The sequence below is a fragment of the Limnohabitans sp. G3-2 genome (assembly GCF_002778275.1).
In the GTDB taxonomy this organism is placed as follows: Bacteria; Pseudomonadota; Gammaproteobacteria; order Burkholderiales; family Burkholderiaceae_C; genus Limnohabitans_A.
Genome location: NZ_NESG01000006.1, coordinates 120,140 through 146,392, shown reverse-complemented (window position 1 = coordinate 146,392; position 26,253 = coordinate 120,140). Strand labels below are relative to the sequence as shown.

The following is a 26,253-nucleotide window of genomic DNA, read 5'->3' as shown; positions in this document are numbered from 1 at the left end:
CCCGAGATGACACAACGCCCCATCGACGCCATCGCCATCGTTGGCCCCACGGCCAGCGGCAAAACGGCAGCGGCTCTGGCTTTGGCCGACAGCCTGCAGGGCCAAGGCGGCGCAGAAATCATCAGCGTGGACTCGGCCCTGGTTTACCGCGGCATGGACATCGGCACCGCCAAACCCAGCCGCCAAGAACTGGACGCTGTGCCGCACCACCTGATCGACACCCTTGAGCCGCTGCACAGCTACAGCGCGGCCGACTTTGCCCGAGAGGCCACCCCCCTGATCGCGGACATCCGGGCCCGGGGCAAAACGCCCTTGCTGGTGGGAGGCACCATGCTTTACCTCAAGGCCTTGCTCGAGGGTTTGAACGACATCCCATCGGCCAACCCCGAGGTGCGCGCAGCCATTGCGCAACGCGCCGAGCAGCTGGGCTGGCCCGCCCTGCATGCCGAACTCGCGCAGGTCGACCCGGCCACAGCCGCCCGCCTGGCCCCAGCCGACAGCCAGCGCATCGGCCGCGCCCTGGAAGTCTGGACGAGCACAGGGCGCAGCTTGTCTTCGTTTCACCAAAGCGCCAAACCGGATGCGCCCAACTGGCACATCCCGGTCATCAGCCTAGAGCCCACCGACCGCGCTTGGTTGCATGCGCGCATCGCGCTGCGCTTTGACCACATGATGGAAGCGGGCTTCTTGGACGAGGTCAAAGGCCTGCGGGCACGCGGCGACCTGCACCCCGATCTGCCTTCGATGCGCTGTGTGGGCTACCGCCAAGCCTGGCAAGGGCTGGACGAAGGCTGGCCAGAAGCCAAGATCCGTGAGCACGGCATCATCGCCACCCGCCAATTGGCCAAACGCCAAATCACTTGGCTGCGCAGCATGCCGGAGCGGGTGGTGGTCGATGCCCGAGCGGGCGATGCGGTGCATCAGGTCAAACAGATGGCCATGCAGGCGCTGACGGCTTGAAAGCGCTTTAGCGGGGATTGATGCTAGGATTTCCCACCGATTTTCAAAGGTTGAGCCATGCGTCTGTCTGAACATGAAAAAGAAACCTTGAAACACGCTGCCTTGGCGTGTTTTGGCCACGGTACTCGTTTGCGTTTGTTTGGTTCGCGAGCCGACGAACAGCGCAAAGGCGGTGATATCGACCTGTTGATCGAATCCACAATGACCGATCCGGCCGATATTGCCAAAGCACACACCCGTTTTTTGAGCCAAATTTATACCCGTTTGGGTGAACAAAAAGTGGACGTGCTGATCGACTATCCAGGACGCCTTTCGCATCCACCGATTTTCAAAGTGGCGCTTCAAGAGGGCATTTTGCTATGACCCACACCGCGCCAGTCCGTTTGCTTGACGCTTGGCAGCAATGCCAACGCCACGCACACCACATGGCCCATGCCATGTCAGCCATCACACCCACACTGCCATTGACTGCCAACGCCCTGTCCCAACTCAGCGACGAAGCTGTGCAGGACTGGGACCAGTTCGTTCTCAGGTTCACCAAGTTGCAAGATACATTGGGGGCCCGGCTTTTTCCGGCTTTACTGGAACACCTGCAAGAGCCCTACGAAGACCGCCCCATGATCGACAAACTTCACCGGCTCGAAAAATTAGGCTATTTGCCTAAGCTGGACGATTGGCATGCGCTGCGTGTCATTCGCAATCGGTTTGCACACGACTATCCCGAAGACGATGCCCTGAAGGCCGCCTATCTGAATGAAGCCATCTCGGCCGTTCCCCTTTTGCTCGCTTTGCTCGCTGGCATTGCGCCAGTGATCGGTGGTTTGCAGGGCGCCTGACCTGCCACTGATCAAGCTTGAGTGCACCGACGTCGTCGATGCCCCATGGGCTCTGTAGCCCACGAAGACGAGCAGGCCCTGCGTTTTGAAGCGGCTGCCGTACCCGACGGGGCCTTCCCCATGCAGGTGATCATGCAACTGGGCAACCAGCGCGTGTTGGTGGTGATTTCTGAGCGAACGGCGTAAAAGCGACCCGGTCTGTTTGAGCGCATGGCTCGATCGTTAAACTCTTGGCATTTGCATCGCAAGTGCGTTTGAAGTCGAGACATGCGTTTTTTCATTTTGGTGTGGTGTGGGTGGATCCCCATGGCGTGGGCTGCGGAGCCGGCCATACCTGTGCGGCTGATGTCGCAGACCGTTCAAATGCCCAACACGGGCCGCGGTGACGTGGCATTGGTTTGTCCTCGCAAAGGCGCTGCAATGGCCAAAGCGCCGACCCCTGCGGCAGAACCGTCTGAGATTCCGGGTGACGACGCGGTCAATGAGGCCTTGCAAAGTGCAACAAACAACGCAACAGCGAACCTGCCAGCCAAACCCTTTATTCATCAGCCATTGCTGACCCGACCCCATGGCTGGCGCCTCGCCATTTGGGGAGACAGCCACATGGCGGCGGCTTTTTTCAGCGACCAACTGGCACGCAAGCTGGTGCCCGTTGACACCCTGGTCAGCAGCCGTTTTGTTCAATCGGGCGTGGGTCATGGTGGCGTGCGAGGCCTGGTTCGCAAGACCTGTTTGTCGGGGGAATGGGGCAGAGAAATGGCTTATGCCCATGCCGACGCCGCTGCGGCCCCCGGGCCAGGCATGACCAGTTTGGTGGCCAAAGGCAGCGGCGCCACACTGGCGATGGACCTGCGCGACGCCCAAGGCCAGCCGCGCCACAACAGCTTGCAACTGCTCTACCACGGCGAAGGTTTAGGGTCCACGCTGTTGGCCATCCGAGTGGACGACGAAACCGAAACCGAGGTGAGCTTGGACAACCGTGCAGGGCCACACGCGCTGGTGCTGCAAACCAGCCAGGCCTTGGCCACCCTGCAAATTCGTGTGGTCAGCGGTCAGTTCCGATTCCAGGGCATCAAACTGCCGGAAGCGCCCACGCCACCCCCCCTGCACCTGGACCTGTTCGCCTACCCCGGGGCCACCGTGGGGGGCTGGGCGCGCAGCGACTTGGCTTATCTGGCTTCATGGTTCACCGACCAGCCCTATGACCTGGCCCTGATCGCCTTTGGCACCAACGAGGGCAATGACCCACGTTTCAATGAAACGACGTACCGGGAGACGCTGAACAAGGCCTTGGGCAACTTCCGCCAAGTGTTTCCGCAAACCCAGTGCCTGCTGATCGGCCCGGGTGACCGAGGGATCCGGGTGGTCAAATCCAAAACCACCAAATCCAGCAAAAACAGCCCCAGAAAAGGGGCCAAGCCCCCAAGCAAAGGGGCCCAAAATACCCCATCCACCCGGTCTGGCCCTTCAGCACCAGCGGCCCCATTGCTGAAGTACAGCCGCATCCACGCGCACATCGGGCACATCCAAACCGAGTTGGCAGCGCAACACGGTTGTCTGGCTTGGAGCATGCAAGAAGCCATGGGGGGGGTGGGCAGCGCCTACGCTTGGGCCCGCAAAAATCCGCCCCTGATGGCCCCTGACCTGATCCACTTCACCCCAGCCGGATACCGCGAACTGGCCAACCGATTCATGGCCGACTTCGGCCTGGCCTCGCCATGAGCGCATTGGCCCGATTGCCCGGTCTCGATGGTTTGCGCGGTGTGGCCGTGCTGGCCGTCGTCGGTTACCACCTGAATCTGGGCAACTTTTTACCCGCTGGTTTTCTGGGGGTGGACATTTTCTTCACGGTGTCGGGTTTCATCATCACCGCGCTGTTGTTGCAAGAACACGCGCGAGCCGGTCGCATCGACTTTGCAGCGTTTTACCTGCGCCGGGCACGCCGCCTGTTTCCGGCCGCCTTGGTCATGCTGCTGTGGCTGGTGGCCATCACGCCCATGGTGCTGCCGGAGGCTCTGCCGCGCTTGGCGGAAGACCTGCCCGCCGCATTTTTCTACCTGTCCAACTGGTGGCAAATTGTGGCGCAACAGTCCTACTTCGAGGCCATCGAACAACCCCGGCTGCTCCAGCACTTGTGGTCATTGGCCGTGGAAGAGCAGTACTACCTGCTGTGGCCGCTGCTGGCCTTGGGGCTGCTGAACAAAACAGGCAAAACGGGTTTGGGATTGGCGGCTGCCGGCATTGCAGTGGCCAGCACGGCTTGGATGGCTTGGCTGTACCTCACGCAGATCGACGGCGGCGATCCCAGCCGCGTGTACCTGGGCACCGACACCCACTTGATGGGCTTGTTGACCGGATCGGCCTTGGCCGCCTGGTGGAACCCTTGGAAACTTCGCCTGACGTCCGCCACCAGCGACGAAGTGCTCAACCTGGCCGGAACAGCCGCCTTGGCCACCCTGATCTGGGCCATGGCCGAAACCCACGAAGGCATGCCCGGGCTCTACCAAGGTGGATTTTTAGGGGTCGCCGTCCTCACGGGTCTGGTGATTGTGGCCAGCACACGTGAAGGCACTTGGGTGGCTTGGATGCTCTCCACCCGCCCGATGCTGTGGCTCGGCGCCCGCTCTTATTCTCTGTACCTGTGGCATTGGCCTGTGGTGATTTGGCTCAAACCCTCCCCGCAGGCCAATGCGCTGGAGCTGAGCGGGGTCCTTGTTACCCGCTTGGCACTGACGCTGGCCTGTGCCGAAGCCTCCTACCGCTGGGTTGAAAAGCCTTGGGTCGCCGGCTCTCGCAAGGCCTGGGGGCGCCGCACTTGGATCGGTCTCGCAGCGCTGGTGTGCGTCAATGTCGGTGTTTTGGGTTTCATGCACACACTCAGCGGCAGTGCCCCCACCACGTCCCCCCTCCCCGCCGTGCAGGCCACGACCCCCGTGCCCAACCCCCGCACGGCTTTGCCCACCCCATCGAAGCCGGCCGTCTCCGCGGCCTCAGCCCAGCCGAACCCGGCAGGCTCGGCTTACCAGCGGGTCACGCTGGTGGGCGACTCGGTTTTGCTGGGTGCCAGTCCTTATTTGCTGCGCCATTTGCCTGCGGCCCGCATCGAAGCCAAAGTGGGCCGCCAAGGCAGCGAGGGCCTGAAACTGGTGCAAAGCCTGAAAAGCGAAGCGCAGCTGGGGGACGCCACGGTCATCCACTTGGGCACCAATGGCTATTTGAGTGAAAAACAGTTTCGGGCTTTGCTGGAACAACTGGCCGACCGCAAAACGGTGGTGGTGCTCAATGTCTATGGCGCACGGCGCTGGACCGGCCCCAACAACGCGCTGATCGCCAAGGTCAGCCAGGCGTTTGACAACGTGCGCTTGGTGGACTGGCACGAGATGGGCCAAAGCAACCCCGCTTACTTTGTGCAAGACGGCATCCACCTCTCGGGCAGCGGTATTCATGCCTATTACCAACAGATCCGAATGGCTCTGGGTCAACCTGAAGTGACCCTGTCAGGGCCTTCGCTTCGACAAGTCAAACGCCCGCAACTGCCCCCGCCTGCCCCAACGGCGGTGCCATCGGGTGCAACGGCCACGCCCGCGGCCCCAGAGGGGATGCCCGCCGATCCTTCCGCGGGCGAGCGCCCCAACCCACCCGGTACATCCGGTTCATCTGGCACATCCGGTACTTCCAGCACACCCGGGGCAAGCGCACAGCCCTCTGCGTCAACGGCTTCGCCAAGCCCCTCGCCATCGGGCACTCAGCCCAAGCCACCCGAGCAATGAGGGTGACCCCCTCCGCTCAGGGCCGAAGGATGGGGATGGGCGTGTTCAAGGGGTTCGGTGTGGGGGTGGGCAGGCTCAATTCGGCATAGGGCGACTGGCGCCACTGGCGAAGTCCCACCAAGGTGGCACCTTGCCCCCCAGGCAAAGTGTTGAGCGCGCTGTTCATGAGCCCCAGGGCGGCTTCAGAGGTGCCCTGTCCGCCTTGCCGCATGCTGAGCATTTGCGCCGTGGTCGGCATCATGCCGCCCATGGGCTGAGCCCTGCCTGGCGCGTTCAATCCCGCCAAGGTGGGCGCCGCAGTGCCTTGTAGGCGTTGCGTTTTTTCGATCATGGAAGCCAACACGCTGGCGTAGTTGGGTGCCGTGGCGTAACCCGCTTGCTGCAAAGCAGAGGCAAAGGCTTGCGGGTTGTCCAGTTGCCGCATGGCGGGCGCGTAGCGCGGATTTTGGCTGATCAGCCGGGCATAGTCCTTGAATGACTCTTCGTAACTGCCGTAAGCACGAAATTGGCCCCGCACTTTTTGTGCGCTGCCGTTCACAAATTCGGTGGTCCAAACCTCGGCCACAGGCCCCTTCCAGTTGCCCCCAGCACGAATGCCAAACAGGTTGTGCGAGCTGCGGCCATCTTCAAAGCGGATCTCACGCTGCCCCCAGCCCGTCTCCAAAGCGGCTTGGGCCACCATGAATGTGGCCGGAATGCCGCTGGTGGCTTGGGCCTGCTGGGCCGCCTGCGCATGTTGGGCCAAGAAGGCGCGCTGCCCCACGGCATGACCCTGGCCGCCCAGATGGGGGCCCGCAGTGTTCAAGTCGGAGGACTGGGCTTTGGCGTAAGGGGTAACCGAACGGTCGGGGTTCAGCGCTTCGGCCAAGGCCAAAGGCTGCGCCGACGACAAGTCAATGCGCTGGTCGGGATAAATCAAGTTGGCGTTGGCAATCCCATTGTCCGCGGCCACCTTCAGCGCCACCCGGTACAACTGCTCCCCCGAGAGCTGCAGGGGTGAATGGGTGTCTTTCAACTGCTTTTGGATGAGGCCACTCAGGGTGTCGCCCGGGCGGACGGTGACCACGTCCGCTGTCGGTTTGAGCTTGGACAAAGCCTGCGAAAAGGCCACGCCTTGCTGCGCACCCGTGGATGAAGGCAAAGGGCCTGAACGCGCAGACGCACCCGCCAGGCGGTCCGAGGCATCGGACGCCGCAGGGGCAAATGGCGTGGCAAGCAGTGTCATGGCTTCAGGGGGGCACCGTGATGGCGTTGTTCAGGCTCTCAAAATTGACGGTTATTCCACAGTTCGATCCATTCAAGCAATTTCCAGGCCCAAGTTCCGGCCTGCCTTCGCCCACTTGGGTGTCATCCACCCGCCCGATCCTCCCATTTGAGTGGTAAAACCATGGCTCACCGCGCTTGCAGGGACCTTTTTCTGAACGCTATCCTTCCAAAATACACGCTGGCCTGGGTCATCGTGGCCGCCTTCGGCTCAGCCAGCACCCTGGCCGCGGCCGACACGGCCGTGCTGCGCGTGGCCGGGCTGGGCGATCCGGGGGAACTCCAATGCCCGCAGCCCAAAGCGCGGCAACAGGCCAGCCGCCCCATCGCCGAAGCCACTGGGCTGGCCCAAGCCGTCTTCACGCCATTGGCCTGGATGCCCACACCGCCGGCCAACGCCCAGCCCAACGCCCTCAAAATAGGGCTTTGGGGTGACAGCCACACGGCTTCAGGCACCTTTGCCGACAGCATGCTGGAGGCCCTTCGGCTGCCCTTGGCCCAAACCCACCCCAGTTTCATGGCCCCGACTTGGGGTCTCAAGGGGGTTCGCCACCCCCTGCGGCGGGTTTGCCTGAGCGACGATTGGCAATTGAGCCTGGCCTACCGCACCAGCAAAGAGGGGCCTGACAACCATGCCAAGTCACTCAGTGCCCTCCAGACCGCCCAAGCCGGGGCTTTTCTGTGGCTGGACTTTCGCTACCCCAGCCCGCAAACGCGTGTGAAATGGGCCGACATTCACTTGACCAAAGACAGCACCGACAAGGGCTTGACCTTGGGCATCACCGTCGACGGTGGCACCGAATCGGTTGTCCAAGTCCCAGCGGGCGGCCCTGCGCGCCTGCGCGTACAGGCCGACTTGCCTTGGGCCACACTGCAATTGCGGGTCTTGGCGGGGGGCGCTCGCATCGATGGCATTGCGCCTGTGTACGAGGCCCCAAGCCGGGTGATTCTGGATGTGTTCAGCATCCCCGGCGCCACCGCCAAAGGCTGGCGCACCGTCAACCCTGAATACCTGCGCCGGGAAGACCCGCTGGGCAAGGGCTATGACGTGGTGATTCTGCAATCGGGCACCAACGAGTCGCTGGACCCGGACTTCAAAGTCGCTGTGTACGAACAACAGATCAGCGCGAGCCTCTCCCGCCTCAAGGCCGCCTACCCCCGGGCCCGCTGCGTTTTGATGGGCCCGCCCGATGCCCAAAAGTCATCCACCCACGTTCGCTTGATCAACGACAGCCAATACCGCCTGGCCATCGCCCAGGGCTGCGCCCATTGGCACTGGCAAAAAGCCATGGGCGGGCCGGGCTCGGCACAACGCTGGTGGGCCAAGGGCTGGATGCAAGCCGACCTGCTGCACCTCACCCCCGAGGGCTACACACAAAGTGCCCGCAGCTTGGTGAGCATGGTGCCGATCAAGCCGCGGTGAGCACCCGTCGGTGTTTCACAGGGCATATCCATGGCCAACCCCCATGAAAACTCAGTCCCTGCCCTGCCTCGATGCCTTGATCTTTGACTGGATGGCTTTGCCTTGCAGCCGCCTTTTCACTGAGCCATGCGTCGGCTTGGTGGCTTTTCGGGTTTTGGGGGGCTTGGCGTACAGGTCCAGCGTTTCGTAAAGCCTGGCCCAGGCGTCCACCCGGTTGGCTTCTTGCGTGCGGTGTTTTTGGGCTTTGAGGATGAAGACACCCTCTTGCGTCAATCGGCTGTCGCCGGATTGCAGCCAACGCTGCTTGACGTCGTCGGGCAAAGCAGACCCGGCCACATCGAAGCGCAGCTGGATGGCGCTGCACACTTTGTTGACGTTTTGGCCGCCCGGGCCTTGCGCCCGAATGGCCGAGAGTTCAACTTCGGCATCGTCGATGTGCAGGGCGTGTTTCATGTTGCAGCCTTTTCTTGGTGGGCGCTCGCCCCTGCGGCCGAACAAATGCTGTGGCGAGAAAGTCATTCGCGAGCGGGGGCTCGCGCCTACAAGGGCAGAGAAGGGCACAGTGGGGCACTGTGAAACCGTGACACAAGGTGTGCCGTGGCACTCACTGCAGCGGGCCTTTGAGGTTTTCTGGCACGGGAAGGGGCATGACGTCGATGCCTTCGTCGATGAGAGCTTCGGTTTCTTCACGGCTCGCTTGGCCGCGGATGTTGCGCTCCTCACGCTCGCCGTAATGAATTTTGCGGGCCTCCTCGGCAAACTGCGACCCCACATCCTCGGTGTTGGCCATGACGTGGCGGACCATCTTCATCATGGCCGCTTGCATCTGACGCAAAGTCTCTGGGTTCAGCGCAAGGCCAGAAGCGGCGGCTGGAGAACCCGGCTCAGGCGCAGGTGCTGAGGCAGGTGCTGGGGCAGGCAGGTGCTGGCCTCCTGGCGCCGCATCATTGGGCGCGGTGGCAGCCGCAGGCGGGGCGCCATGGCCCAAATTCAAGCGAGGCGCCGAGAGCATTTTGGTGATGTCGCTGTCGTTGCACACAGGACAAGTCACCAAGCCCCTGGCGCGCTGGCTGTCGTAATCGTCTTGGGAACCAAACCAGCCTTCAAAGCTGTGGCCCTGCGCACATTGAAGATCCAGCACTTTCATGGGGTCGCGCGCTCAGTCCAAACTTTGCCAAACCAAGGGCCATGACCCAGACAAGGTGTTTTGCAACCAAAGCGCACCGGTGAGGGTTTTGGCGTCGCTCACCTGGCCATCCCTGCACCAGTCCATCAATTGCGCTGGCGTTGCGGTGAACACGTCCAAAAACTCTTCGGCATCGAGTTGACGCGCCCCCAAGCGCAAGTCTTTGGCAAACCAAATTTCAATGACCTCGGTGGAATAAGCGATCACCGGGTGCAGGACCCCTGCCCTGGCCCACTGGCCTGCGGTGTAACCGGTTTCCTCTTGCAGTTCGCGCTGTGCACACCGCCATGGGTCTTCGCCGGCATCGCGCTTGCCCGCCGGAAACTCGATCATCACCTGGCCCACCGGGTAACGGTATTGCCGCTCCAGGACCAGCTTCAGGCCCTCAGGCGTCTCCAACAGCGGAATGACCATGACGGCGCCGGGGTGCACCACGTATTCACGGGTGGCCAACGCTTGGTTGGGCAGGCGCACGGTGTCTCGAAACGCGTGCAAAAAATGGCCACGCAGCAACTCTTCCTGGCTGACCTGGCGCTCGATCAGATGGGCATCGGTCATGGGCAATGTCGCAGGCTGAGAAGGCCGATACCCGCTCAATGTGGACGGTGCATGAGGTAGCGGTAAACAAAACCGGGGAATGCCAAGGTCACAAACATGGTGCCTGTCACCGCATAAAACTCCCACCCTTGCGGTGCGATTTGGCCGCCGTGGTTTTCGAGGGCCAAGCCCACCCCACCGACCACAAAATACAGCAGCACCAATTCGGCCAGCCGCCACACAAGGGGTTTGGCCTCGCGGTGAGGCCCGACCACCAAAATGCGTTGGTTGGCAAAAGGCAAATTGGCGGCCAGCAAAGCCAGCAACACCAAGATGACAATTTGCGAAGAGGTGCTCATGGCCGTCAGGTCAGATGGCCAACATGCGGGCCACCGAATTGGCGCACAGCGCCATCAAAGCACCCGGCACGATGCCCAGAACCAGCACCAACAAACCGTTGATGGACAGCACCACACGCACATCGGTGTCGGCGGACACGGTGGTGGCGGTGACGGGTTCGTCGAAGTACATGACTTTGACCACGCGCAAATAATAGAAAGCACCGATCAAGGACATGAGCACGGCAAAGATGGCCAGGCCCATGTAGAAGCTTTGGCCCGAAACCAAGAGCGACTGCAAGACCGACAGCTTGGCGTAGAAACCCACCATGGGCGGGATGCCGGCCATGGAGAACAGACAGATCGCCATCACGCCCGCATACAAGGGGCTGCGCTGGTTCAAGCCCGCCAAGTCGGTGATTTCTTCGCTCTCAAAACCTTGACGCGCCAGCAACATGATCACGCCGAAAGCGGCCAAGGTGGTCAACACGTAAGAGACGATGTAGAACATGGCCGAGCTGTACGCGTTGGCCGCCAAAGTGGTTTGGCCGTTGATGACCCCAGCCACAAAACCCAGCAAGACAAAACCCATTTGGGCGATGGTCGAATAGGCCAGCATGCGCTTGAGGTTTGTCTGCGCGATGGCCGCGAGGTTACCGATGAGGAGCGAGCCGATCGCCAAGACCGACAGCATCTGCTGCCAGTCAAACGCCAAGGGCAGCAAGCCTTCCACCAGCAATCGGATCATGATGGCGAAAGCCGCCAACTTGGGCGCACCACCGATCATCAAGGTGGCGGCAGTGGGCGCGCCTTGGTAAACGTCGGGAATCCACATGTGGAAGGGCACGGCGCCAATTTTGAACGCCAAGCCCGACACGATGAACACCAGACCGAACACCAGCACCTGGTGGTTGACTTGCCCGGTGGCAATCGCCTTCAAGACTTCGGACAACTCGAGGCTGCCGGTCGCGCCATACATCATGGACATGCCGTAGAGCAAGAAACCCGAGGCCATGGCACCCAGCACAAAGTACTTCATGGCCGCTTCGGTGGCTTGCGTGTGGTCACGGCGCAGGGCCACCAAGGCATAGCTCGACAAGGTCAAGAGCTCCAGGCCCAGATAGATCACGATGAAATTCTGACCCGAGATCATGAAGCTCATGCCCAACAAAGCGAACATGCTCAGGCTGAACAACTCCCCGCCACGCAACATGTCGCGATCAAACGCATAAGGGCGCGAGTAGACCAAGGTGACCATCACGGCGATCGTGGCAAAGCAGCGCAGCCAATGCCCCATCGGGTCACTCACCACCAAGCGGCCAAAGCCATACACGGTGTGCCCAGCGTCTGCATACAGCGCATGCAGCGCAGCCACACCGCCCAATGACAACAAGGTCAGAGCGTAGGTGGCAGTGCGCTTGGGGCTTTTCACGAAGAGGTCGACCAGCGCGATGACGCAGGCCATGACCAGCAACACGATCTCCGGATAAACCGTCATCCAACTGGAGTTGTCCATCATGGGTGTTCTTTCAATTCTTCAAATCTGGCAATGCGAGACCCATCCCCTGCTCAAGGCAGTTTGGACTGGGCCACGTGTTTGAGCAGGTCCAGCACCGAGCTGTCCATCACATCGGTGAACGGCTTGGGATAGACGCCCATGTAGAGCACGGCAGCAGCCAACAAGGCCATCACCAAAAATTCGCGGCCATTGATGTCGGTCAAGCCTTTCACGTCATCGTTGGCCACAGGCCCGAGGTACACGCGCTTGAACATCCACAGGGTGTAAGCCGCACCAAAGATCAAGGCCGAGGCGGACAACAGGCCCACCCAGAAGTTGAACTTGAGGGCACCCAGAATGACCATCCACTCACCGACAAAACCGGCTGTGCCTGGCAAGCCGCAGTTGGCCATGGCGAAGAACAGGGCAAATGCCGCAAACTTGGGCATGGTGTTGACCACGCCGCCGTAGCTGGCGATTTCACGCGAATGCACGCGGTCGTACAACACACCGATCGACAAGAACATGGCGGCGGACACAAAGCCGTGCGCGATCATCTGCACAATGCCGCCGGACACGCCCAGCGGATTGAAGATGAAAAAGCCCAAGGTCACAAAACCCATGTGCGCCACCGATGAATAAGCCACCAGCTTTTTCATGTCTTGCTGCACCATGGCCACCAATCCCACATAGACCACCGCCACCAGGGACAAGACAATGATCAACATGCCCCACTCGCGTGCTGCATCGGGTGCGATGGGCATGGAGAAACGCAGGAAACCGTAAGCACCCAGCTTGAGCATGATGGCGGCCAAAACAGCCGAGCCACCGGTGGGGGCTTCCACGTGCACATCAGGCAACCAAGTGTGCACCGGCCACATAGGCACCTTGACGGCAAACGCGGCAAAGAAGGCAAAGAACAGCAAGGTTTGCACCGAACCAGCCAAAGGCAGTTTGTGCCAGGTCAGGATATCGAAACTGCCGCCGGAGGCCACATACAGGTAAATCAGCGCGATCAGCATCAACAAAGAGCCGAGCAAGGTGTACAAGAAAAACTTGAACGCGGCATAAATCTTGTTCGGGCCACCCCAGATGCCGATGATCAGGTACATCGGGATCAAGGTGGCTTCAAAAAAGACATAGAAGAGGATGCCGTCGAGCGCACTGAAGACGCCGATCATCAAGCCCGACAGGATCAGGAAGGCGGCCATGTACTGGTTGACTTTGCGGGTGATGACTTCCCAGCCCGCGATCACCACGATCACGTTGATGAATGCGGTCAGCAGCACCAGCCAAAGCGAAATACCGTCCACACCCAAGTGGTAGTGCACATTGAAGCGTTCGATCCACGAGGCTTTCTCGACAAATTGCATCGCCGACGAACCGAGCTGAAAGCCCGAGTAAAGCGGCAGTGTGACCAGGAAACTGGCGATCGATCCGACCAAAGCCAACCAGCGCACGGCGCGGGCTTGGCTGTCACGACCGAGGGCCAGCAAGACGACGCCGAAAGCGATCGGCATCCAGATGGCAAGGCTTAACAATCCCATTTTTATCTTGTCCTCAAAACCGTTAAGCGAGCCAGACGAAATACGTCATCAGCACGAACACACCCAAAATCATGACCAGGGCATAGTGGTACAGGAAGCCCGACTGGAACCAGCGCACCACACCAGACACCAGGCCCACGACTTTCCAAGAACCGTTGACCAAGAGCCCGTCGATGATGGCGCGGTCGCCCACCTTCCACAGGCCCAGGCCCAGGCCGCGCGCACCCTTGGCCAAAATGTTCTCGTTGATCCAGTCCATGAAGTATTTCTGCTCCAAGACCACGATCAGTGGGCGCAAAGCACGGGCGAAGAACGCCGGCACTTTGGGGTTGACGAGGTACATGTACCAAGCCGTGACCACGCCGGCCAAGGCCAACCAGAACGGTGCGGTGCTCAAGCTGTGCAGTGCCATGGCCACGGGACCGTGGAACAACTCGCCCAATTGCTTCATGGCCGGGTGCTTGACCGCGTCAATGAAGATCACGTCTTTGAAGAACTCGCCGTACAGCATGGGCTGGATGGTCATGAAACCAATCACCACCGAAGGAATGGCCAACAAGACCAAGGGCACAGTGACCACCCAAGGCGATTCGTGCGGCTTGTCGTGGCCATGGTCATCGTGACCGTGGTGGTCATCGTGGCCATGGTGCGCATCCGGGTTCTGGTCGTAACGCTCTTGGCCATGGAAGACCAGGAAATACATGCGGAAGGAATAGAAGGCCGTGACAAACACGCCGGCCAAAACCGCGAAGTTGGCAAAGCCGGCGGCAGGCAAGGTGCTCAGATGCACGGCTTCGATGATGCTGTCCTTGGAGTAAAAACCCGAGAACAAGGGCGTTCCGATCAAGGCCAGCGAACCCAGCAAAGAGGTGATCCAAGTGATGGGCATGTACTTGCGCACGCCGCCCATCCAGCGGATGTCCTGGTTGTGGTGCATGCCCATGATGACGGAGCCAGCACCCAAGAACAGCAAGGCCTTGAAGAAGGCGTGCGTCATCAGGTGGAACACCGCCACCGAGTAAGCCGATGCCCCCAGTGCCACGGTCATGTAGCCCAACTGCGACAGGGTGGAATAAGCCACCACGCGCTTGATGTCGTTTTGGATGATGCCCAAAAAGCCCATGAACAAGGCCGTGATCGAGCCGATCACCATGATGAAGTTGAGGGCTGCATCCGACAACTCAAACAAGGGCGACATGCGCGCGACCATGAAAATGCCAGCCGTGACCATGGTCGCAGCGTGGATCAGCGCAGAGATCGGCGTGGGGCCTTCCATCGAATCGGGCAGCCACACATGCAATGGGAACTGCGCCGACTTGCCCATGGCACCGATGAAAAGGCAAATACAGATCACGGTGATCAGCATGGCGTCCATGCCAAACACATACCAAGGGAAGTCGATGGCGGCCAGCTCACCCGCTTTGGCAAACAACTCGGTGTAGTTGAGCGTGCCGGTGTAGGCCACGATCAGGCCGATGCCCAAAATGAAACCGAAGTCACCCACACGGTTGACCAAGAAGGCCTTCATGTTCGCAAAAATGGCGGTCGGCTTGTTGTACCAAAAACCGATCAGCAAATACGACACCAAACCCACGGCTTCCCAACCGAAGAACAGTTGCAGCAGGTTGTTGCTCATCACCAACATCAACATGGAGAAGGTGAACAGCGAGATGTAGGCGAAGAAACGGTTGTAGCCTTCGTCCTCTTCCATGTAGCCGATGGTGTAGATGTGCACCATCAGGGACACGAAGGTCACCACGCACATCATCATGGCAGTGATGCCATCGACCAAGAAGCCGATCTCCATCTTCAAGCCACCCACCACCATCCAGGTGTAGAGGGTTTCGTTGAAGCGGGCACCATCGATGACGTTTTTCAGCGTCATGGCCGACAAGATGAAGGCCACCAGCACGCCCAAAATGGTCAGCGTGTGGGTCAGGCGGCGGCCGATCCAATTGCCACCGAATTGGGTGCCGAGCACACCCGCCAGGACAGCGCCCACCAGGGGCGCGAGGGGCACGGCCAGCAGTGTGCTGGCATTGAGGGTTTGACTCATATTCTTGTTAACCCTTGAGCGAATTGAGTTCGTCCACGTTGATGTTGTTCTTGTTGCGGAACAACAGCACCAGGATGGCCAAGCCAATGGCCGATTCGGCCGCAGCCACCGTGAGGATGAAGAACACAAACACTTGGCCGTGCATGTCACCCAGGTAGTGAGAGAAGGCCACAAAGTTCATGTTCACGGCCAACAACATCAGCTCGATGGCCATGAGCAAAACGATCAGGTTTTTGCGGTTCAAAAAGATGCCGATCACCGCCAATGCAAACAGCATGGCGCCAAGCGACAGAAAGTGTCCGAGGGTCAGTGTCATCATTTCTTCACCTCTTCAGAGGCTGTTTCGCTGGCCAGCGCAGGCTCAGGTGCGACTTGGGTCGCCGTCATCTTGACCAACTGCATGCGGTCAGCAGCCCGAACCCGAACTTGAACCGAGGGGTCAATGGCCTTGCTGTCTTTGCGCTCACGCAAGGTCAGGGCAATGGCCGCGACCATGGCCACCAACAAAATGGCTGCCGCAATCTGAATGGGCATCACGTATTCGGTGTACAGCAAGATCCCCAGCGCCTTGGCGTTGTCCACCTGCACTGCGCCTGCAGCCATGGCGGGGGCCTCTGTCAAGCGGAAACCCGACAACAAGACCGCGGCCATCTCGAGGGCCACCACCGCACCCAGCGTCGCTGCGAGCGGGAAGTTTTTCCAAAACCCCTTGCGCACCGTGTCCATGCCAATGTCCAGCATCATCACCACGAACAAGAAGAGCACCATGACAGCGCCCAGATACACCAGCACCAGCAAGATGGCCAGGAATTCGGCGTTGAGGAGGAACCACACCGCAGAGGCTTGCGAAAACGCCAGCATGAGGTACAGCACCGCGTGCACGGGGTTGCGTGCGGTCACCACCCGGAAGGCTGCAAACAGCAGCACCACCGAGAAGAGGTAAAAGAAACCGGTCTTGACGTCCATAGGTCTGTCTTTTTAAGTGTTCAGGACTGTGCGGCGTTCAACGGTAAGGAGCATCAGCGGCCTTGGCAGCCGCGATCTCTTTTTCGTAACGGTCGCCCACGGCCAGCAACATGTCCTTCGTGAAGTACAAGTCACCGCGTTTTTCACCGTGGTATTCGAAAATGTGGGTTTCGACGATCGAATCCACCGGGCAGCTTTCTTCGCAAAAACCGCAAAAAATGCACTTGGTCAGGTCGATGTCGTAACGCGTGGTGCGCCGGGACCCGTCTTCGCGCTGACCCGCTTCGATGGTGATGGCCATCGCAGGGCACACGGCCTCGCAGAGTTTGCAAGCAATGCAACGCTCTTCACCGTTGTCGTAACGGCGCAGTGCATGCAGGCCACGGAAACGGGGTGACAGGGGTGTTTTTTCTTCCGGGAACTGCACCGTCACCTTGCGGGCGAAAGCGTAGCGTCCGGTCAGGGCCATGCCCTTGATCAACTCCACGAGCATGAAGCTCTTGAAGAAATCCTTGATCGAAAAGGAGGAAGCAGTCATTGTGGTCATGTCGTGCACCGCTTATTTCCAGATGTTCCAAGGTGAGTGGAGCCAAACGCCCACCACCAGCAGCCACACCAATGTGACCGGGATGAAAATCTTCCAACCCAAACGCATGATTTGGTCATAACGGAAGCGCGGGAAAGTGGCACGGATCCAGATGAACATGGACACGACCAAGAAGGTCTTGAGGCCCAGCCAGATCCAGCCAGGAATCGCATTGAACAAAGCGCTGTCGATGGGCGACAACCAGCCGCCCAAGAACATGATCACAGCCAAGATGGACACGAGCCACATGCTGGCGTATTCGGCCAAGAAGAAAATGGCAAAACCCATGCCCGAGTACTCGACCATGTGACCGGCCACGATTTCGGCTTCACCTTCGACCACGTCAAAGGGGTGGCGGTTGGTTTCGGCCACACCAGAGATCAGGTACACGATGAAGATGGGCAGCAAAGGCAACCAGTTCCAGGAGAAGATGCCGAGGCCCATGTGCGCCGCGGTGCCGCGGCCTTGCGCCAAAACGATTTCGGTCAGGTTCATGCTGCCCGAGACCATCAAGACCACCAAGAAGCAAAAGCCCATGGCAATTTCATAGCTCACCATCTGGGCCGACGCACGCAGTGCACCCAAAAAGGCATATTTGGAGTTGGAGGCCCAACCCGCAATGATCACACCGTACACCTCGATCGAGGTGATGGCCATCACCAGCATCAAACCCGTGTTGATGTTGGTGAGCGCCACTTCTGGCCCGAAGGGAATCGCCACCCATGCGGCCAACGCCGGCATGATGGCCATGATCGGACCCAAGCGGAACAAGCCCAAGCTGGCGGCAGAGGGGTTGATCAATTCCTTGGTCAGGAGTTTGAGCGCATCGGCAATCGGTTGCAGCAAGCCCATGGGGCCCACGCGGTTGGGGCCGTGACGCACTTGCATGAAGCCCAGCAGCTTGCGCTCCCACAGCGTCAGGTAAGCCACAGCGCCCATCAGCGGCGCGAGGATGGCCACGATCTTGAGCAAGATCCAGAGCACAGGCCACACCAACGTGGCCCACCAGCTGGCTGCCACCAAGTTCAGGCCGCCGTTGTACAGAGCGTCAATCATGGCGTCACCTCCTGGCGTGCGTCTGCAGTCAATTGCAAGGACGGCGCGCGGCGAACGATGCCGTCGAGTTGGTAAATCGAAGCGCTCACGGGTGCGCTCGTCGTGGCGGTCAAAGAGATCGCGGCACGGGTGGCGTTCGATGCGGACAGGGGCTGTGCGCTGGCACGGGCCAAGACCTCTTGTGAGGTTTCAAAAGCCACACCCGGGATGTCGAGCAAGTTGGCCAACACCCGCAACACTTTCCAAGCGGGACGGGTTTCAGCCAGGGGCTTGACCACGGCGTGGAAACTTTGCAGACGGCCTTCAGCGTTGACAAAGCTGCCCGATGTTTCAGTGAACGGTGCGATCGGCAGCAGCACATCGCTGTAAGCCATGTTGGCTTTGAACGGACTGAGTGTCACGACCATGTCGGCCTGGCCCAGCGTTTGGGCAGCGGCAGCGCCTGCAGCGCTGTCAAATTCAGGTTCGGTGTTGAGCAAGATCGCGGCTTTGAGGCCCCCTGCCAACATTTGACCCGCGTGCTTGCCACCCGTCTGCGGTTGGGCACCCACCCACTGGGCGCCCACGGTGTTGGCCGCTTCGGTCAGGTAACCGACGCTTGCACCCGTGTGCTCACCAATCCAGTTGGCCAAGGCCAACAGACTCGACGCATTCGAAGCGTGCGCTGCGGCGTTGCCCAGCAACACCGCTTTGCGCTCGCCGCCGATCAAGGACTTGGCGATGGCTTGCGCTTGGGCGGTGACGTTGCCCGCACCGCTTGTGGTGCTCAAGGAGACGGGAGCGCTCACGCCCTTCTCTGCGGCAATGGCTGCGGCCACATCGGCCAGGGCTTGCGCCCAGCCTGAAGCATCGGACAGCACGGCCTGCGCCACAGGCATGGCCCAGGCGTCGGCGTGGCTGAAAGCCGCAGGTGTTGTGATCACATTCACCTGAGCGCCATGGCGCACCGCATGGCGCACGCGCAGCGCAAACAGCGGATGGTCTTTGCGCAGGTTGGCACCCACGACCAGCACGCGCTGCAAGGTGCTGAGCGATGCAATCGATGTGCCCAAGGTGCGCACACCTTCGGCTGCTGCAAACTCGGCGTGGCGCAGGCGGTGGTCGATGTTGTCAGAGCCCAGGCCACGCAGCAAAGCGCCAGCCAGGTACAACTCTTCGACGGTGCTGTGCGGGCTGACCAAAGCGCCGATGCTGCCCGCACCATGGTCACGCTGGATGTTGCGCAGGCCGTTGGCCACGTATTCGAGAGCGGTTTGCCAGTCGACGGTTTTCCACTCGCCGCCCTGCTTGAGCATGGGCTGGGTCAAGCGCTCAGCGCCGTTCAGGGCCTCGTAAGAGAAACGGTCGCGGTCAGCGATCCAGCACTCGTTGACGTCTTCGTTCTCCAGAGGCACCACGCGCATGACCTGGTTGTTCTTGACCTGCACGATCAGGTTGGCACCCGACGAATCGTGCGCAGCCACCGACTTGCGGCGCGACAACTCCCAAGTGCGGGCGTGGTAGCGGAATGGCTTGCTGGTCAAGGCCCCCACGGGGCAGATGTCAATCATGTTGCCCGACAACTCGGAGTCAATGGTCTGGCCCAGGAAAGTTTCAATCTCGGCATGCTCACCGCGGTGCGACATGCCCAACTCCATGGCGCCGGCGACTTCTTGGCCGAAGCGCACGCAGCGTGTGCAGTGGATGCAGCGGCTCATTTCTTCCATGGAGATGAGCGGCCCGACTTCCTTGTGGAAGACGACACGTTTTTCTTCTTCGTAACGCGAGGTGCTGCCCCCATAACCCACGGCCAAGTCTTGCAACTGGCACTCACCGCCTTGGTCGCAGATGGGGCAGTCGAGCGGGTGGTTGATCAGCAAAAACTCCATGACCGACTTCTGAGCCGCAATGGCCCGGTCGCTCTTGGTGCGCACGATCATGCCTTGCGTCACGGGCGTGGCGCATGCGGGCATGGGCTTGGGGGCCTTTTCGACCTCGACCAGGCACATGCGGCAGTTGGCCGCGATGGAGAGTTTCTTGTGGTAGCAGAAATGGGGAATGTAGGTGCCGGCTTTTTCAGCCGCATGCATTACCATGCTGCCTTCGGCAACTTCCACTTTCTGACCGTCGAGTTCTATTTCAACCATGGGTCTTCACCGCTGTTGCATCGGCGCCGACCATGGAGGTCTTGTGCTCGATGAGGTGTACAAATTCGTGACGGAAATGCTTGAGCATGCCGCGCACGGGCATGGCCGCTGCGTCGCCCAAGGCGCAAATCGTGCGGCCCATGATGTTGCCGGCCACGCTGTCGAGCATGTCGATGTCGCTGGCACGGCCCTGGCCGTTTTCAATGCGGTCCACCATGCGCCACAGCCAACCCGTGCCTTCACGGCAAGGCGTGCACTGGCCGCAAGATTCGTGTGAGTAAAAGTAGGACAAACGCGCCAAGGCCTTGACCATGCAACGCGTCTCGTCCATGACGATCACAGCGCCCGAACCCAACATGGAGCCGCCCTCTTTGGCAATGCTGTCGTAGTCCATGGTCAGCTTCATCATCAACTCGGCAGGAATCACGGGCGACGATGAGCCGCCAGGGATCACCGCTTTGAGTTGGCGGCCACCGCGCACGCCACCAGCGAGTTCAAGCAGCTTGGCAAACGGTGTGCCCATGGGCACTTCGTAGTTGCCAGGCCGTTCCACGTCACCGCTGACGGAGAAGATCTTGGTGCCGCCATTGTTGGGCTTGCCGCATTCCAGATACGCCTGGCCACCGTTGCGGATGATCCAAGGCACCGCCGCGAAGGTTTCGGTGTTGTTGATCGTGGTGGGCTTGCCGTACAAACCAAAACTGGCCGGGAACGGGGGTTTGAAGCGGGGCTGGCCTTTTTTGCCTTCCAGCGATTCGAGCAAAGCGGTTTCTTCGCCGCAGATGTAGGCGCCAAAACCGTGCGATGCATGCAACTGGAAACTGAAGCTGCTGCCCAAAATGTTGTTGCCCAGATAGCCTGCGGCACGGGCCTCTTCGAGGGCTGCTTCAAAGCGCTCGTAGGTGTGAAAAATTTCGCCGTGGATGTAGTTGTAACCCACGCTGATGCCCATGGCATACGCCGCGATGATCATGCCTTCGATCACCGTGTGCGGGTTGTACTCCATGATGTCGCGGTCTTTGCATGTGCCCGGCTCGCCTTCGTCCGAGTTGCACACCAAATACTTTTGACCCGGGAACTGGCGGGGCATGAAGCTCCACTTCAGGCCCGTGGGGAAGCCCGCACCGCCGCGACCACGCAGGCCGGACTCTTTCACGGTGGCGATCACTTGGTCTTGGGTCATGCCCGCCACGCCGGTTTCGGCGTTCGGTGCGCTGCCGTCTTTGCCCAAAATTTTGCGCAAGGCCGCATAGCCGCCACGTGCTTCGTAGTCTTGGATGCCCCAGTTCTGACCATTCAAGCCGGCATAAATTTGCGGGTTGATGTGTCGATCGTGGAAGCAGGTTTCCACGCCCGTGGCTTGGAATTGGCTGAGAATTTGTTCGACTTTCATCAGGCGGCCTCTGCTTTCTTCAGGCTGTCGACGAGTTGATCGAGCTTTTCATGGCTCATGAAACTGCACATGTGGCGATCGTTGACCAAGAGCACCGGCGCATCTGCGCAAGCACCTTGGCATTCGCTGGGCTGCAAAGTGAACAAGCCATCGGCAGTGGTTTCACCGACGTGCACACCCAATTTATGCTCCAGATGCGCCAGCGCCTGAGCACCGCCACGCAACTGGCAAGGCAAGTTGGTGCAAACGTTCAACTTGAACTTGCCCACTGGCTTTTGGTTGTACATGTTGTAGAAGGTGGTCACTTCGTGCACGGCCATCACGGGCATGCCCAAAACTTCTGCCACGACTTGTTCACTGTCGGGGCTGACCCAACCTTGTTCCTGCTGCACGATCGACAGGCAAGCCATGACGGCCGACTGCTTTTGGTCTGCGGGGAACTTGGCAACTTCACGCGCAAAGCGTGCTTTGGTTGACTCAGAGATCATCGGTCAATCTCTCCAAAAACGATGTCCATGGTCCCGATGATCGCGACCGCATCGGCCAACATATGGCCTCTGGCCATTTCATCGAGGGTGGCCAGATGGGCGAAGCCCGGGGCGCGAATTTTGAGGCGGTAGGGCTTGTTGGCACCGTCGCTCACCATGTAAATGCCGAACTCGCCTTTCGGGTGCTCGACCGCTGCGTAGGCTTCGCCTTCGGGCACACGAAAACCTTCGGTGAAGAGCTTGAAATGGTGAATCAAGTCTTCCATGTTGGACTTCATGCCTTCGCGCGAAGGTGGTGCGATCTTGTGGTTGTCGGTGATGACCGGGCCGGGGTTGGCGCGCAACCAGGCCACGCACTGCTCGATGATGCGGTTGGATTCGCGCATCTCCGCCATCCGAACCAAATACCGGTCGTAACTGTCACCGGTTTTGCCCACCGGCACATCGAAATCGACTTTGTCGTAGGCATCGTAGGGCTGCTTCTTGCGCAAGTCCCAGGCAAAACCGGAGCCGCGCAGCATGGGGCCGGTCATGCCCAGATTCAGGGCGCGCTCGGGCGCCACCACACCCACGCCCACCGTGCGCTGCTTCCAGATGCGGTTGTCGGTGAGCAAGGTTTCGTATTCGTCCACACACTTGGGGAAGCGCTGCGTGAAGTCGTCGATGAAATCGAGCAACGAGCCATTGCGATTGCTGTTCAGCTGCTCGATGGCTTTCGCGTTTTTGACTTTGCTGACCTTGTACTGAGGCATGCTGTCCGGCAAGTCACGGTACACGCCACCGGGGCGGAAGTAAGCGGCATGCATGCGCGCGCCCGAGACGGCTTCGTACATGTCAAACAGGTCTTCACGCTCGCGGAAGGTGTAGATCAGAATGGTGGAGCTGCCGCAATCGTTGCCGTGCGAGCCGAGCCACATGAGGTGGTTCAGGATGCGGGTGATTTCCGAGAACATCACGCGGATGTACTGGGCCCGCATCGGCACTTCCAGACCCAGCATCTTCTCGATGGCCAGGCAGTAGGCGTGCTCGTTGCACATCATGGAGACGTAATCGAGTCGGTCCATGTAGGGCAGCGACTGGATGTAGGTTTTGCTCTCGGCCAGCTTTTCGGTGGCACGGTGCAGCAAACCGATGTGCGGGTCAGCGCGCTGCACCACCTCGCCGTCCAGCTCGAGCACCAGACGCAGCACACCGTGCGCGGCCGGGTGCTGTGGACCGAAGTTCAGCGTGTAATTCTTGATTTCGGCCATATCAGTTCAGGCCTCCGTAGTTTTCTTCGCGGATGATGCGAGGCGTGATTTCGCGTGGCTCAATGCTCACGGGCTCGTAGATCACGCGTTTGCGCTCTGCGTCGTAACGCATCTCGACGTGACCCGACAGCGGAAAGTCTTTGCGGAAAGGATGGCCAATGAAACCGTAATCGGTCAAGATGCGGCGCAGGTCGTTGTGGCCTTCAAACACGATGCCGTACAGGTCAAAAGCTTCACGCTCGTACCAGTTGGCCGAGTTCCAGAGTTCGTTGACCGAAGCCACCAAGGGCAAATCGTCATCCGGACACAGCACCTTGACGCGCACGCGCTGGTTCAGACTGACCGAGAGCAAATGCACCGTCACGCCAAAGCGGGGGCCCTCGGTGCCCACCTCGCGGTAGGTGGAGTAGTCCACACCCGCCAGATCGATCAGTTGCTCGAATTGACAGCCCGCGGCGTCGCGCAGGGTCTGCATCACACTCAGGTAGTGGGCGGCGCTCACATGAACAGCAACCTCACCCAAGGCGATGGAAATACTTTGAACCCGGTCCCCCAAGGCCGCAGCCAAGGTGTCTTGCAGGTCTTCGGGGCGAATGGCGAAATGGGTCATCGTCATTCCCTTCAAGCGCGCGCGATGGTGTGCGTGCGGCGGATTTTTTGCTGCAGCTGGATGATGCCGTAGATCAGCGCTTCTGCGGTGGGTGGGCAACCCGGCACATACACGTCCACAGGCACGATGCGGTCGCAGCCGCGCACCACAGAGTAGCTGTAGTGGTAGTAACCACCGCCATTGGCACAAGAGCCCATGGAGATCACCCAACGCGGCTCGGACATTTGGTCATACACCTTGCGCAGGGCTGGGGCCATCTTGTTGCACAGGGTTCCGGCCACGATCATCAAATCGGCTTGGCGTGGGCTGGCGCGGAAAACTTCAGCGCCAAAGCGGGCCAAGTCATAGCGGGCTGTCGCCGAATGCATCATCTCCACCGCGCAGCAAGCCAGACCAAAGGTCATGGGCCAGAGAGAACCGGTTTTGGCCCAATTCACCACCGAGTCGTAACTCGTGGTGATGAAACCTTCTTTCATCACGCCTTCAATCATTTTGAGTCCTTCAGCAGGCTGAATGGTGTTGTGTTCGACAAAATCATTCCCAGTCCAGGGCGCCTTTTTTCCACTCGTAGACGAAGCCCACGACCAGGATGGCCAAGAAAATCACCACGGCCACAAAGCCTGCCAGACCCACCTCCTTGAGCGCCACAGCCCAAGGGAACAGGAAAGCGATTTCCAAATCGAACAAGATGAACAAGATGGCGACCAGGTAGTAGCGCACATCGAACTTCATGCGGGCGTCTTCGAAAGCTTCGAAGCCGCATTCGTAGGGGGAGTTTTTTTCCGCGTCGGGTTTGTTGGGGCCGAGGACGTAGCCCAAAACCTGGGGAATGATGCCGACAGCAATGCCGACCAAAATGAACAAGAGAATGGGGAGGTACTGATCGAGGTTCATTTTGGAACTTGCGGTATCACCGAATGAATTGCCCAAGCCTTTCGGATTGGGTTTTTCTGTTTATCTGGTGCCGTCGGCGAGACTCGAACTCGCACAGCTTTCGCCACTACCCCCTCAAGATAGCGTGTCTACCAATTTCACCACGACGGCTGGATACGTTTGACCCGATTGCAAGAGGTGCACCACGTGGCGCAGTTGGCTCTCAGGTCAATCACTGAGTTTACTCTGAAAACTCCGCAATTTCCTTTCGCAAACCGGGAAAATTGTGCAGAGCAACAAAGCTGAATGCCAGCTTACTTGGCGGGTGCCGGTGGCACGCTGTTGTCGGATTTCGCGGCAGGCGCGTTGCCCGGAATTTGTGCGGCAGGGCTGCTGTCCACAGGCGCTGCAGGGGCGGTGACGGCAGCACCTTCCAAAACGCTGCCCGAAGGAGCCGCTGGACGGACGTTGCTGAAGTAAGCCAACAACAAAGTGCACACAAAGAAGACCGCGGCCAAAACAGCCGTGGTCCGCGACAGAAAGTTGGCACCCCCGGTCGCACCAAACAGGCTGCCCGAACCGCCACTGCCAAAAGCCGCACCCATGTCAGCCCCTTTGCCGTGCTGGATCAGGATCAAACCAATCATGGCCAAAGCCGACAACATCTGCACCACCAAAATCAAAGTCAACACCATGCTCATCTCTATCTCCAAAAATCAATCAAAAATTCAGCCAAAAAATCAGCGCGAAGCCGTCTTCAGCATGGACAAAAAGTCAGGCGCTTTCAATGCCGCACCACCGATCAGACCACCGTCCACATCGTTCTGGGCCAACAAGTCGGCAGCGTTGGCCGCGTTCATGCTGCCCCCATATAAGATCGACACGCGCTCAGCGTGGGCCGTCGCGGCTTGCAACTGGGCCCGCAGCACAGCGTGCACCTGTTGAGCTTGCGCCGGTGTGGCCGTCAATCCCGTGCCAATCGCCCAGACGGGCTCATAGGCCAGCACGATTTCACTGATGCAATGGCCATTCGCATGGATCACCGCGGCCAACTGGCGCTTGACCACCACTTCGGTCTGGCCCGCTTCGCGCTCGGCCAGACTCTCACCCACGCACACAATGGGAGTGATGCCTGCAGCCAAGGCACGTTGGGCCTTGCTGGCCACCACCAGATCCGACTCGCCGTGGTGTTGCCGCCGCTCCGAATGGCCCACGATGCAGTAGCGCACCGCCAAGTCACGCAACATGGTGGCCGACACCTCGCCGGTATAAGCCCCATCCTCATGGGCAGACACGTCTTGCGCCCCCAAGGCCATGGCAGAGCCTGCGAGCAAACTTTGCATTTGCGCCAGATAGACCGAAGGCACACACACCGCAGCACGGCAAGTCACACCGCCCATGCCACCCAACACCTCGGACAACAAAGACGCATTGGCAGCCAAGCTGCCATTCATCTTCCAGTTGCCCACCATCAACTTGGCTGCCATGGTT

Annotated in this window: 28 protein-coding genes and 1 tRNA gene; 7 read left to right on the top strand and 22 right to left on the bottom strand. The window is 59.9% G+C overall.

The window, feature by feature from the left end; translation table 11 throughout:
* Positions 1 to 6: 6 nt before the first annotated feature.
* The 6 genes from miaA to B9Z31_RS11005 all read left to right on the top strand — a co-directional run bounded on the left by miaA (position 7) and on the right by B9Z31_RS11005 (position 5,566).
* Positions 7 to 960, top strand: coding sequence for a tRNA (adenosine(37)-N6)-dimethylallyltransferase MiaA (miaA, locus tag B9Z31_RS11025; RefSeq protein ID WP_100119814.1), 954 nt, complete (start codon positions 7 to 9; stop codon positions 958 to 960).
* A 57-nt stretch (positions 961 to 1,017) separates the two neighbouring features.
* Positions 1,018 to 1,323, top strand: a complete 306-nt coding sequence (locus B9Z31_RS11020) for a nucleotidyltransferase domain-containing protein (protein ID WP_100119610.1) — start codon at positions 1,018 to 1,020, stop codon at positions 1,321 to 1,323.
* Positions 1,320 to 1,796, top strand: coding sequence for a hypothetical protein (locus tag B9Z31_RS11015; protein ID WP_199174482.1), 477 nt, complete (start codon positions 1,320 to 1,322; stop codon positions 1,794 to 1,796). The genes B9Z31_RS11020 and B9Z31_RS11015 overlap by 4 nt, the downstream gene beginning before the upstream one ends.
* Positions 1,797 to 1,841: 45 nt before the next feature.
* Positions 1,842 to 1,982, top strand: coding sequence for a hypothetical protein (locus B9Z31_RS15500; RefSeq protein ID WP_158235681.1), 141 nt, complete (start codon positions 1,842 to 1,844; stop codon positions 1,980 to 1,982).
* A gap of 81 nt (positions 1,983 to 2,063) precedes the next feature.
* Positions 2,064 to 3,518, top strand: a complete 1,455-nt coding sequence (locus B9Z31_RS11010; protein ID WP_100119609.1) for a hypothetical protein — start codon at positions 2,064 to 2,066, stop codon at positions 3,516 to 3,518.
* Positions 3,515 to 5,566, top strand: coding sequence for an acyltransferase family protein (locus B9Z31_RS11005; RefSeq protein WP_100119608.1), 2,052 nt, complete (start codon positions 3,515 to 3,517; stop codon positions 5,564 to 5,566). The genes B9Z31_RS11010 and B9Z31_RS11005 overlap by 4 nt, the downstream gene beginning before the upstream one ends.
* A gap of 16 nt (positions 5,567 to 5,582) precedes the next feature.
* Here the strand turns inward: B9Z31_RS11005 and flgJ are convergent, their stop codons facing one another.
* On the bottom strand, positions 5,583 to 6,791 hold the full coding sequence (flgJ, locus tag B9Z31_RS11000; RefSeq protein WP_100119607.1) for a flagellar assembly peptidoglycan hydrolase FlgJ: 1,209 nt from the start codon (positions 6,789 to 6,791) through the stop codon (positions 5,583 to 5,585).
* A 162-nt stretch (positions 6,792 to 6,953) separates the two neighbouring features.
* Between flgJ and B9Z31_RS10995 the strand changes: the two genes are divergently transcribed.
* Positions 6,954 to 8,252, top strand: a complete 1,299-nt coding sequence (locus B9Z31_RS10995; RefSeq protein ID WP_100119606.1) for a GDSL-type esterase/lipase family protein — start codon at positions 6,954 to 6,956, stop codon at positions 8,250 to 8,252.
* A 51-nt stretch (positions 8,253 to 8,303) separates the two neighbouring features.
* Here B9Z31_RS10995 and arfB read toward each other — a convergent pair whose 3' ends face one another.
* From arfB to tpiA, 21 genes are all read right to left on the bottom strand, one after another.
* Positions 8,304 to 8,705, bottom strand: coding sequence for an alternative ribosome rescue aminoacyl-tRNA hydrolase ArfB (gene arfB / locus B9Z31_RS10990; protein ID WP_100119812.1), 402 nt, complete (start codon positions 8,703 to 8,705; stop codon positions 8,304 to 8,306).
* 151 nt (positions 8,706 to 8,856) lie between these two features.
* On the bottom strand, positions 8,857 to 9,399 hold the full coding sequence (locus B9Z31_RS10985) for a DUF1178 family protein (protein WP_100119605.1): 543 nt from the start codon (positions 9,397 to 9,399) through the stop codon (positions 8,857 to 8,859).
* A gap of 12 nt (positions 9,400 to 9,411) precedes the next feature.
* Positions 9,412 to 9,996 (bottom strand): NUDIX domain-containing protein, encoded by a 585-nt coding sequence (locus B9Z31_RS10980; RefSeq protein WP_100119604.1) that lies wholly within the window; start codon positions 9,994 to 9,996, stop codon positions 9,412 to 9,414.
* Positions 9,997 to 10,031: 35 nt separating this feature from the next.
* Positions 10,032 to 10,334 carry a DUF2818 family protein gene (locus B9Z31_RS10975; RefSeq protein WP_100119603.1) on the bottom strand — a complete coding sequence of 101 codons (303 nt, stop codon included), beginning with the start codon at positions 10,332 to 10,334 and terminating at the stop codon, positions 10,032 to 10,034.
* A 10-nt stretch (positions 10,335 to 10,344) separates the two neighbouring features.
* Complete coding sequence (nuoN, locus tag B9Z31_RS10970) at positions 10,345 to 11,832, bottom strand: NADH-quinone oxidoreductase subunit NuoN (RefSeq protein WP_100119602.1); 1,488 nt, start codon at positions 11,830 to 11,832, stop codon at positions 10,345 to 10,347.
* A 50-nt stretch (positions 11,833 to 11,882) separates the two neighbouring features.
* Positions 11,883 to 13,358 carry an NADH-quinone oxidoreductase subunit M gene (locus B9Z31_RS10965; protein WP_100119601.1) on the bottom strand — a complete coding sequence of 492 codons (1,476 nt, stop codon included), beginning with the start codon at positions 13,356 to 13,358 and terminating at the stop codon, positions 11,883 to 11,885.
* A gap of 22 nt (positions 13,359 to 13,380) precedes the next feature.
* Positions 13,381 to 15,414, bottom strand: coding sequence for an NADH-quinone oxidoreductase subunit L (nuoL, locus tag B9Z31_RS10960; protein WP_100119600.1), 2,034 nt, complete (start codon positions 15,412 to 15,414; stop codon positions 13,381 to 13,383).
* Positions 15,415 to 15,421: 7 nt separating this feature from the next.
* Positions 15,422 to 15,730, bottom strand: coding sequence for an NADH-quinone oxidoreductase subunit NuoK (nuoK, locus tag B9Z31_RS10955; protein WP_100119811.1), 309 nt, complete (start codon positions 15,728 to 15,730; stop codon positions 15,422 to 15,424).
* The gene (locus tag B9Z31_RS10950) at positions 15,730 to 16,380 is read right to left on the bottom strand and encodes an NADH-quinone oxidoreductase subunit J (protein ID WP_100119599.1); all 651 of its coding nucleotides are present in this window, start codon (positions 16,378 to 16,380) and stop codon (positions 15,730 to 15,732) included. The genes nuoK and B9Z31_RS10950 overlap by 1 nt, the downstream gene beginning before the upstream one ends.
* Positions 16,381 to 16,417: 37 nt before the next feature.
* Positions 16,418 to 16,927, bottom strand: a complete 510-nt coding sequence (nuoI, locus tag B9Z31_RS10945; protein WP_100119598.1) for an NADH-quinone oxidoreductase subunit NuoI — start codon at positions 16,925 to 16,927, stop codon at positions 16,418 to 16,420.
* Positions 16,928 to 16,939: 12 nt separating this feature from the next.
* Positions 16,940 to 18,022: an NADH-quinone oxidoreductase subunit NuoH gene (gene nuoH / locus B9Z31_RS10940; RefSeq protein WP_100119597.1), complete on the bottom strand. Its 1,083-nt coding sequence runs from the start codon at positions 18,020 to 18,022 to the stop codon at positions 16,940 to 16,942.
* Positions 18,019 to 20,148, bottom strand: a complete 2,130-nt coding sequence (nuoG, locus tag B9Z31_RS10935; protein WP_100119596.1) for an NADH-quinone oxidoreductase subunit NuoG — start codon at positions 20,146 to 20,148, stop codon at positions 18,019 to 18,021. Before nuoG ends, nuoH begins: the two co-directional genes overlap by 4 nt.
* Positions 20,141 to 21,541: an NADH-quinone oxidoreductase subunit NuoF gene (gene nuoF, locus B9Z31_RS10930; protein WP_100119595.1), complete on the bottom strand. Its 1,401-nt coding sequence runs from the start codon at positions 21,539 to 21,541 to the stop codon at positions 20,141 to 20,143. Before nuoF ends, nuoG begins: the two co-directional genes overlap by 8 nt.
* Positions 21,541 to 22,029, bottom strand: coding sequence for an NADH-quinone oxidoreductase subunit NuoE (nuoE, locus tag B9Z31_RS10925; RefSeq protein ID WP_100119594.1), 489 nt, complete (start codon positions 22,027 to 22,029; stop codon positions 21,541 to 21,543). The genes nuoF and nuoE overlap by 1 nt, the downstream gene beginning before the upstream one ends.
* Positions 22,026 to 23,279, bottom strand: coding sequence for an NADH-quinone oxidoreductase subunit D (locus tag B9Z31_RS10920; protein WP_100119593.1), 1,254 nt, complete (start codon positions 23,277 to 23,279; stop codon positions 22,026 to 22,028). The genes nuoE and B9Z31_RS10920 overlap by 4 nt, the downstream gene beginning before the upstream one ends.
* A gap of 1 nt (position 23,280) precedes the next feature.
* A complete protein-coding gene (locus B9Z31_RS10915; protein ID WP_100119592.1) occupies positions 23,281 to 23,889 on the bottom strand; it encodes an NADH-quinone oxidoreductase subunit C in 609 nt (202 codons plus the stop codon).
* Between the two features lie 11 nt (positions 23,890 to 23,900).
* Entirely contained in the window at positions 23,901 to 24,380 is a 480-nt protein-coding gene (locus tag B9Z31_RS10910; protein WP_019428571.1) for an NADH-quinone oxidoreductase subunit B family protein, read from the bottom strand.
* A gap of 43 nt (positions 24,381 to 24,423) precedes the next feature.
* Positions 24,424 to 24,783: an NADH-quinone oxidoreductase subunit A gene (locus tag B9Z31_RS10905; protein ID WP_100119591.1), complete on the bottom strand. Its 360-nt coding sequence runs from the start codon at positions 24,781 to 24,783 to the stop codon at positions 24,424 to 24,426.
* A gap of 65 nt (positions 24,784 to 24,848) precedes the next feature.
* Positions 24,849 to 24,933, bottom strand: a tRNA-Leu gene (locus B9Z31_RS10900).
* A 143-nt stretch (positions 24,934 to 25,076) separates the two neighbouring features.
* Positions 25,077 to 25,463: a preprotein translocase subunit SecG gene (gene secG / locus B9Z31_RS10895; protein WP_100119590.1), complete on the bottom strand. Its 387-nt coding sequence runs from the start codon at positions 25,461 to 25,463 to the stop codon at positions 25,077 to 25,079.
* A gap of 39 nt (positions 25,464 to 25,502) precedes the next feature.
* Positions 25,503 to 26,249 (bottom strand): triose-phosphate isomerase, encoded by a 747-nt coding sequence (gene tpiA, locus B9Z31_RS10890; RefSeq protein WP_100119589.1) that lies wholly within the window; start codon positions 26,247 to 26,249, stop codon positions 25,503 to 25,505.
* Positions 26,250 to 26,253 lie beyond the last annotated feature (4 nt).

Excerpts from the sequence above, each read along its gene's own strand:
- miaA (WP_100119814.1), top strand. The coding sequence starts at position 7 with ATGACACAACGCCCCATCGACGCCATCGCCATCGTTGGCCCCACGGCC.
- B9Z31_RS11020 (WP_100119610.1), top strand. The coding sequence starts at position 1,018 with ATGCGTCTGTCTGAACATGAAAAAGAAACCTTGAAACACGCTGCCTTG.
- B9Z31_RS11015 (WP_199174482.1), top strand. The coding sequence starts at position 1,320 with ATGACCCACACCGCGCCAGTCCGTTTGCTTGACGCTTGGCAGCAATGC.
- B9Z31_RS15500 (WP_158235681.1), top strand. The coding sequence starts at position 1,842 with ATGGGCTCTGTAGCCCACGAAGACGAGCAGGCCCTGCGTTTTGAAGCG.
- B9Z31_RS11010 (WP_100119609.1), top strand. The coding sequence starts at position 2,064 with ATGCGTTTTTTCATTTTGGTGTGGTGTGGGTGGATCCCCATGGCGTGG.
- B9Z31_RS11005 (WP_100119608.1), top strand. The coding sequence starts at position 3,515 with ATGAGCGCATTGGCCCGATTGCCCGGTCTCGATGGTTTGCGCGGTGTG.
- flgJ (WP_100119607.1), bottom strand. The coding sequence starts at position 6,791 with ATGACACTGCTTGCCACGCCATTTGCCCCTGCGGCGTCCGATGCCTCG.
- B9Z31_RS10995 (WP_100119606.1), top strand. The coding sequence starts at position 6,954 with ATGGCTCACCGCGCTTGCAGGGACCTTTTTCTGAACGCTATCCTTCCA.
- arfB (WP_100119812.1), bottom strand. The coding sequence starts at position 8,705 with ATGAAACACGCCCTGCACATCGACGATGCCGAAGTTGAACTCTCGGCC.
- B9Z31_RS10985 (WP_100119605.1), bottom strand. The coding sequence starts at position 9,399 with ATGAAAGTGCTGGATCTTCAATGTGCGCAGGGCCACAGCTTTGAAGGC.
- B9Z31_RS10980 (WP_100119604.1), bottom strand. The coding sequence starts at position 9,996 with ATGACCGATGCCCATCTGATCGAGCGCCAGGTCAGCCAGGAAGAGTTG.
- B9Z31_RS10975 (WP_100119603.1), bottom strand. The coding sequence starts at position 10,334 with ATGAGCACCTCTTCGCAAATTGTCATCTTGGTGTTGCTGGCTTTGCTG.
- nuoN (WP_100119602.1), bottom strand. The coding sequence starts at position 11,832 with ATGATGGACAACTCCAGTTGGATGACGGTTTATCCGGAGATCGTGTTG.
- B9Z31_RS10965 (WP_100119601.1), bottom strand. The coding sequence starts at position 13,358 with ATGGGATTGTTAAGCCTTGCCATCTGGATGCCGATCGCTTTCGGCGTC.
- nuoL (WP_100119600.1), bottom strand. The coding sequence starts at position 15,414 with ATGAGTCAAACCCTCAATGCCAGCACACTGCTGGCCGTGCCCCTCGCG.
- nuoK (WP_100119811.1), bottom strand. The coding sequence starts at position 15,730 with ATGACACTGACCCTCGGACACTTTCTGTCGCTTGGCGCCATGCTGTTT.
- B9Z31_RS10950 (WP_100119599.1), bottom strand. The coding sequence starts at position 16,380 with ATGGACGTCAAGACCGGTTTCTTTTACCTCTTCTCGGTGGTGCTGCTG.
- nuoI (WP_100119598.1), bottom strand. The coding sequence starts at position 16,927 with ATGACCACAATGACTGCTTCCTCCTTTTCGATCAAGGATTTCTTCAAG.
- nuoH (WP_100119597.1), bottom strand. The coding sequence starts at position 18,022 with ATGATTGACGCTCTGTACAACGGCGGCCTGAACTTGGTGGCAGCCAGC.
- nuoG (WP_100119596.1), bottom strand. The coding sequence starts at position 20,148 with ATGGTTGAAATAGAACTCGACGGTCAGAAAGTGGAAGTTGCCGAAGGC.
- nuoF (WP_100119595.1), bottom strand. The coding sequence starts at position 21,541 with ATGAAAGTCGAACAAATTCTCAGCCAATTCCAAGCCACGGGCGTGGAA.
- nuoE (WP_100119594.1), bottom strand. The coding sequence starts at position 22,029 with ATGATCTCTGAGTCAACCAAAGCACGCTTTGCGCGTGAAGTTGCCAAG.
- B9Z31_RS10920 (WP_100119593.1), bottom strand. The coding sequence starts at position 23,279 with ATGGCCGAAATCAAGAATTACACGCTGAACTTCGGTCCACAGCACCCG.
- B9Z31_RS10915 (WP_100119592.1), bottom strand. The coding sequence starts at position 23,889 with ATGACCCATTTCGCCATTCGCCCCGAAGACCTGCAAGACACCTTGGCT.
- B9Z31_RS10910 (WP_019428571.1), bottom strand. The coding sequence starts at position 24,380 with ATGATTGAAGGCGTGATGAAAGAAGGTTTCATCACCACGAGTTACGAC.
- B9Z31_RS10905 (WP_100119591.1), bottom strand. The coding sequence starts at position 24,783 with ATGAACCTCGATCAGTACCTCCCCATTCTCTTGTTCATTTTGGTCGGC.
- secG (WP_100119590.1), bottom strand. The coding sequence starts at position 25,463 with ATGAGCATGGTGTTGACTTTGATTTTGGTGGTGCAGATGTTGTCGGCT.
- tpiA (WP_100119589.1), bottom strand. The coding sequence starts at position 26,249 with ATGGCAGCCAAGTTGATGGTGGGCAACTGGAAGATGAATGGCAGCTTG.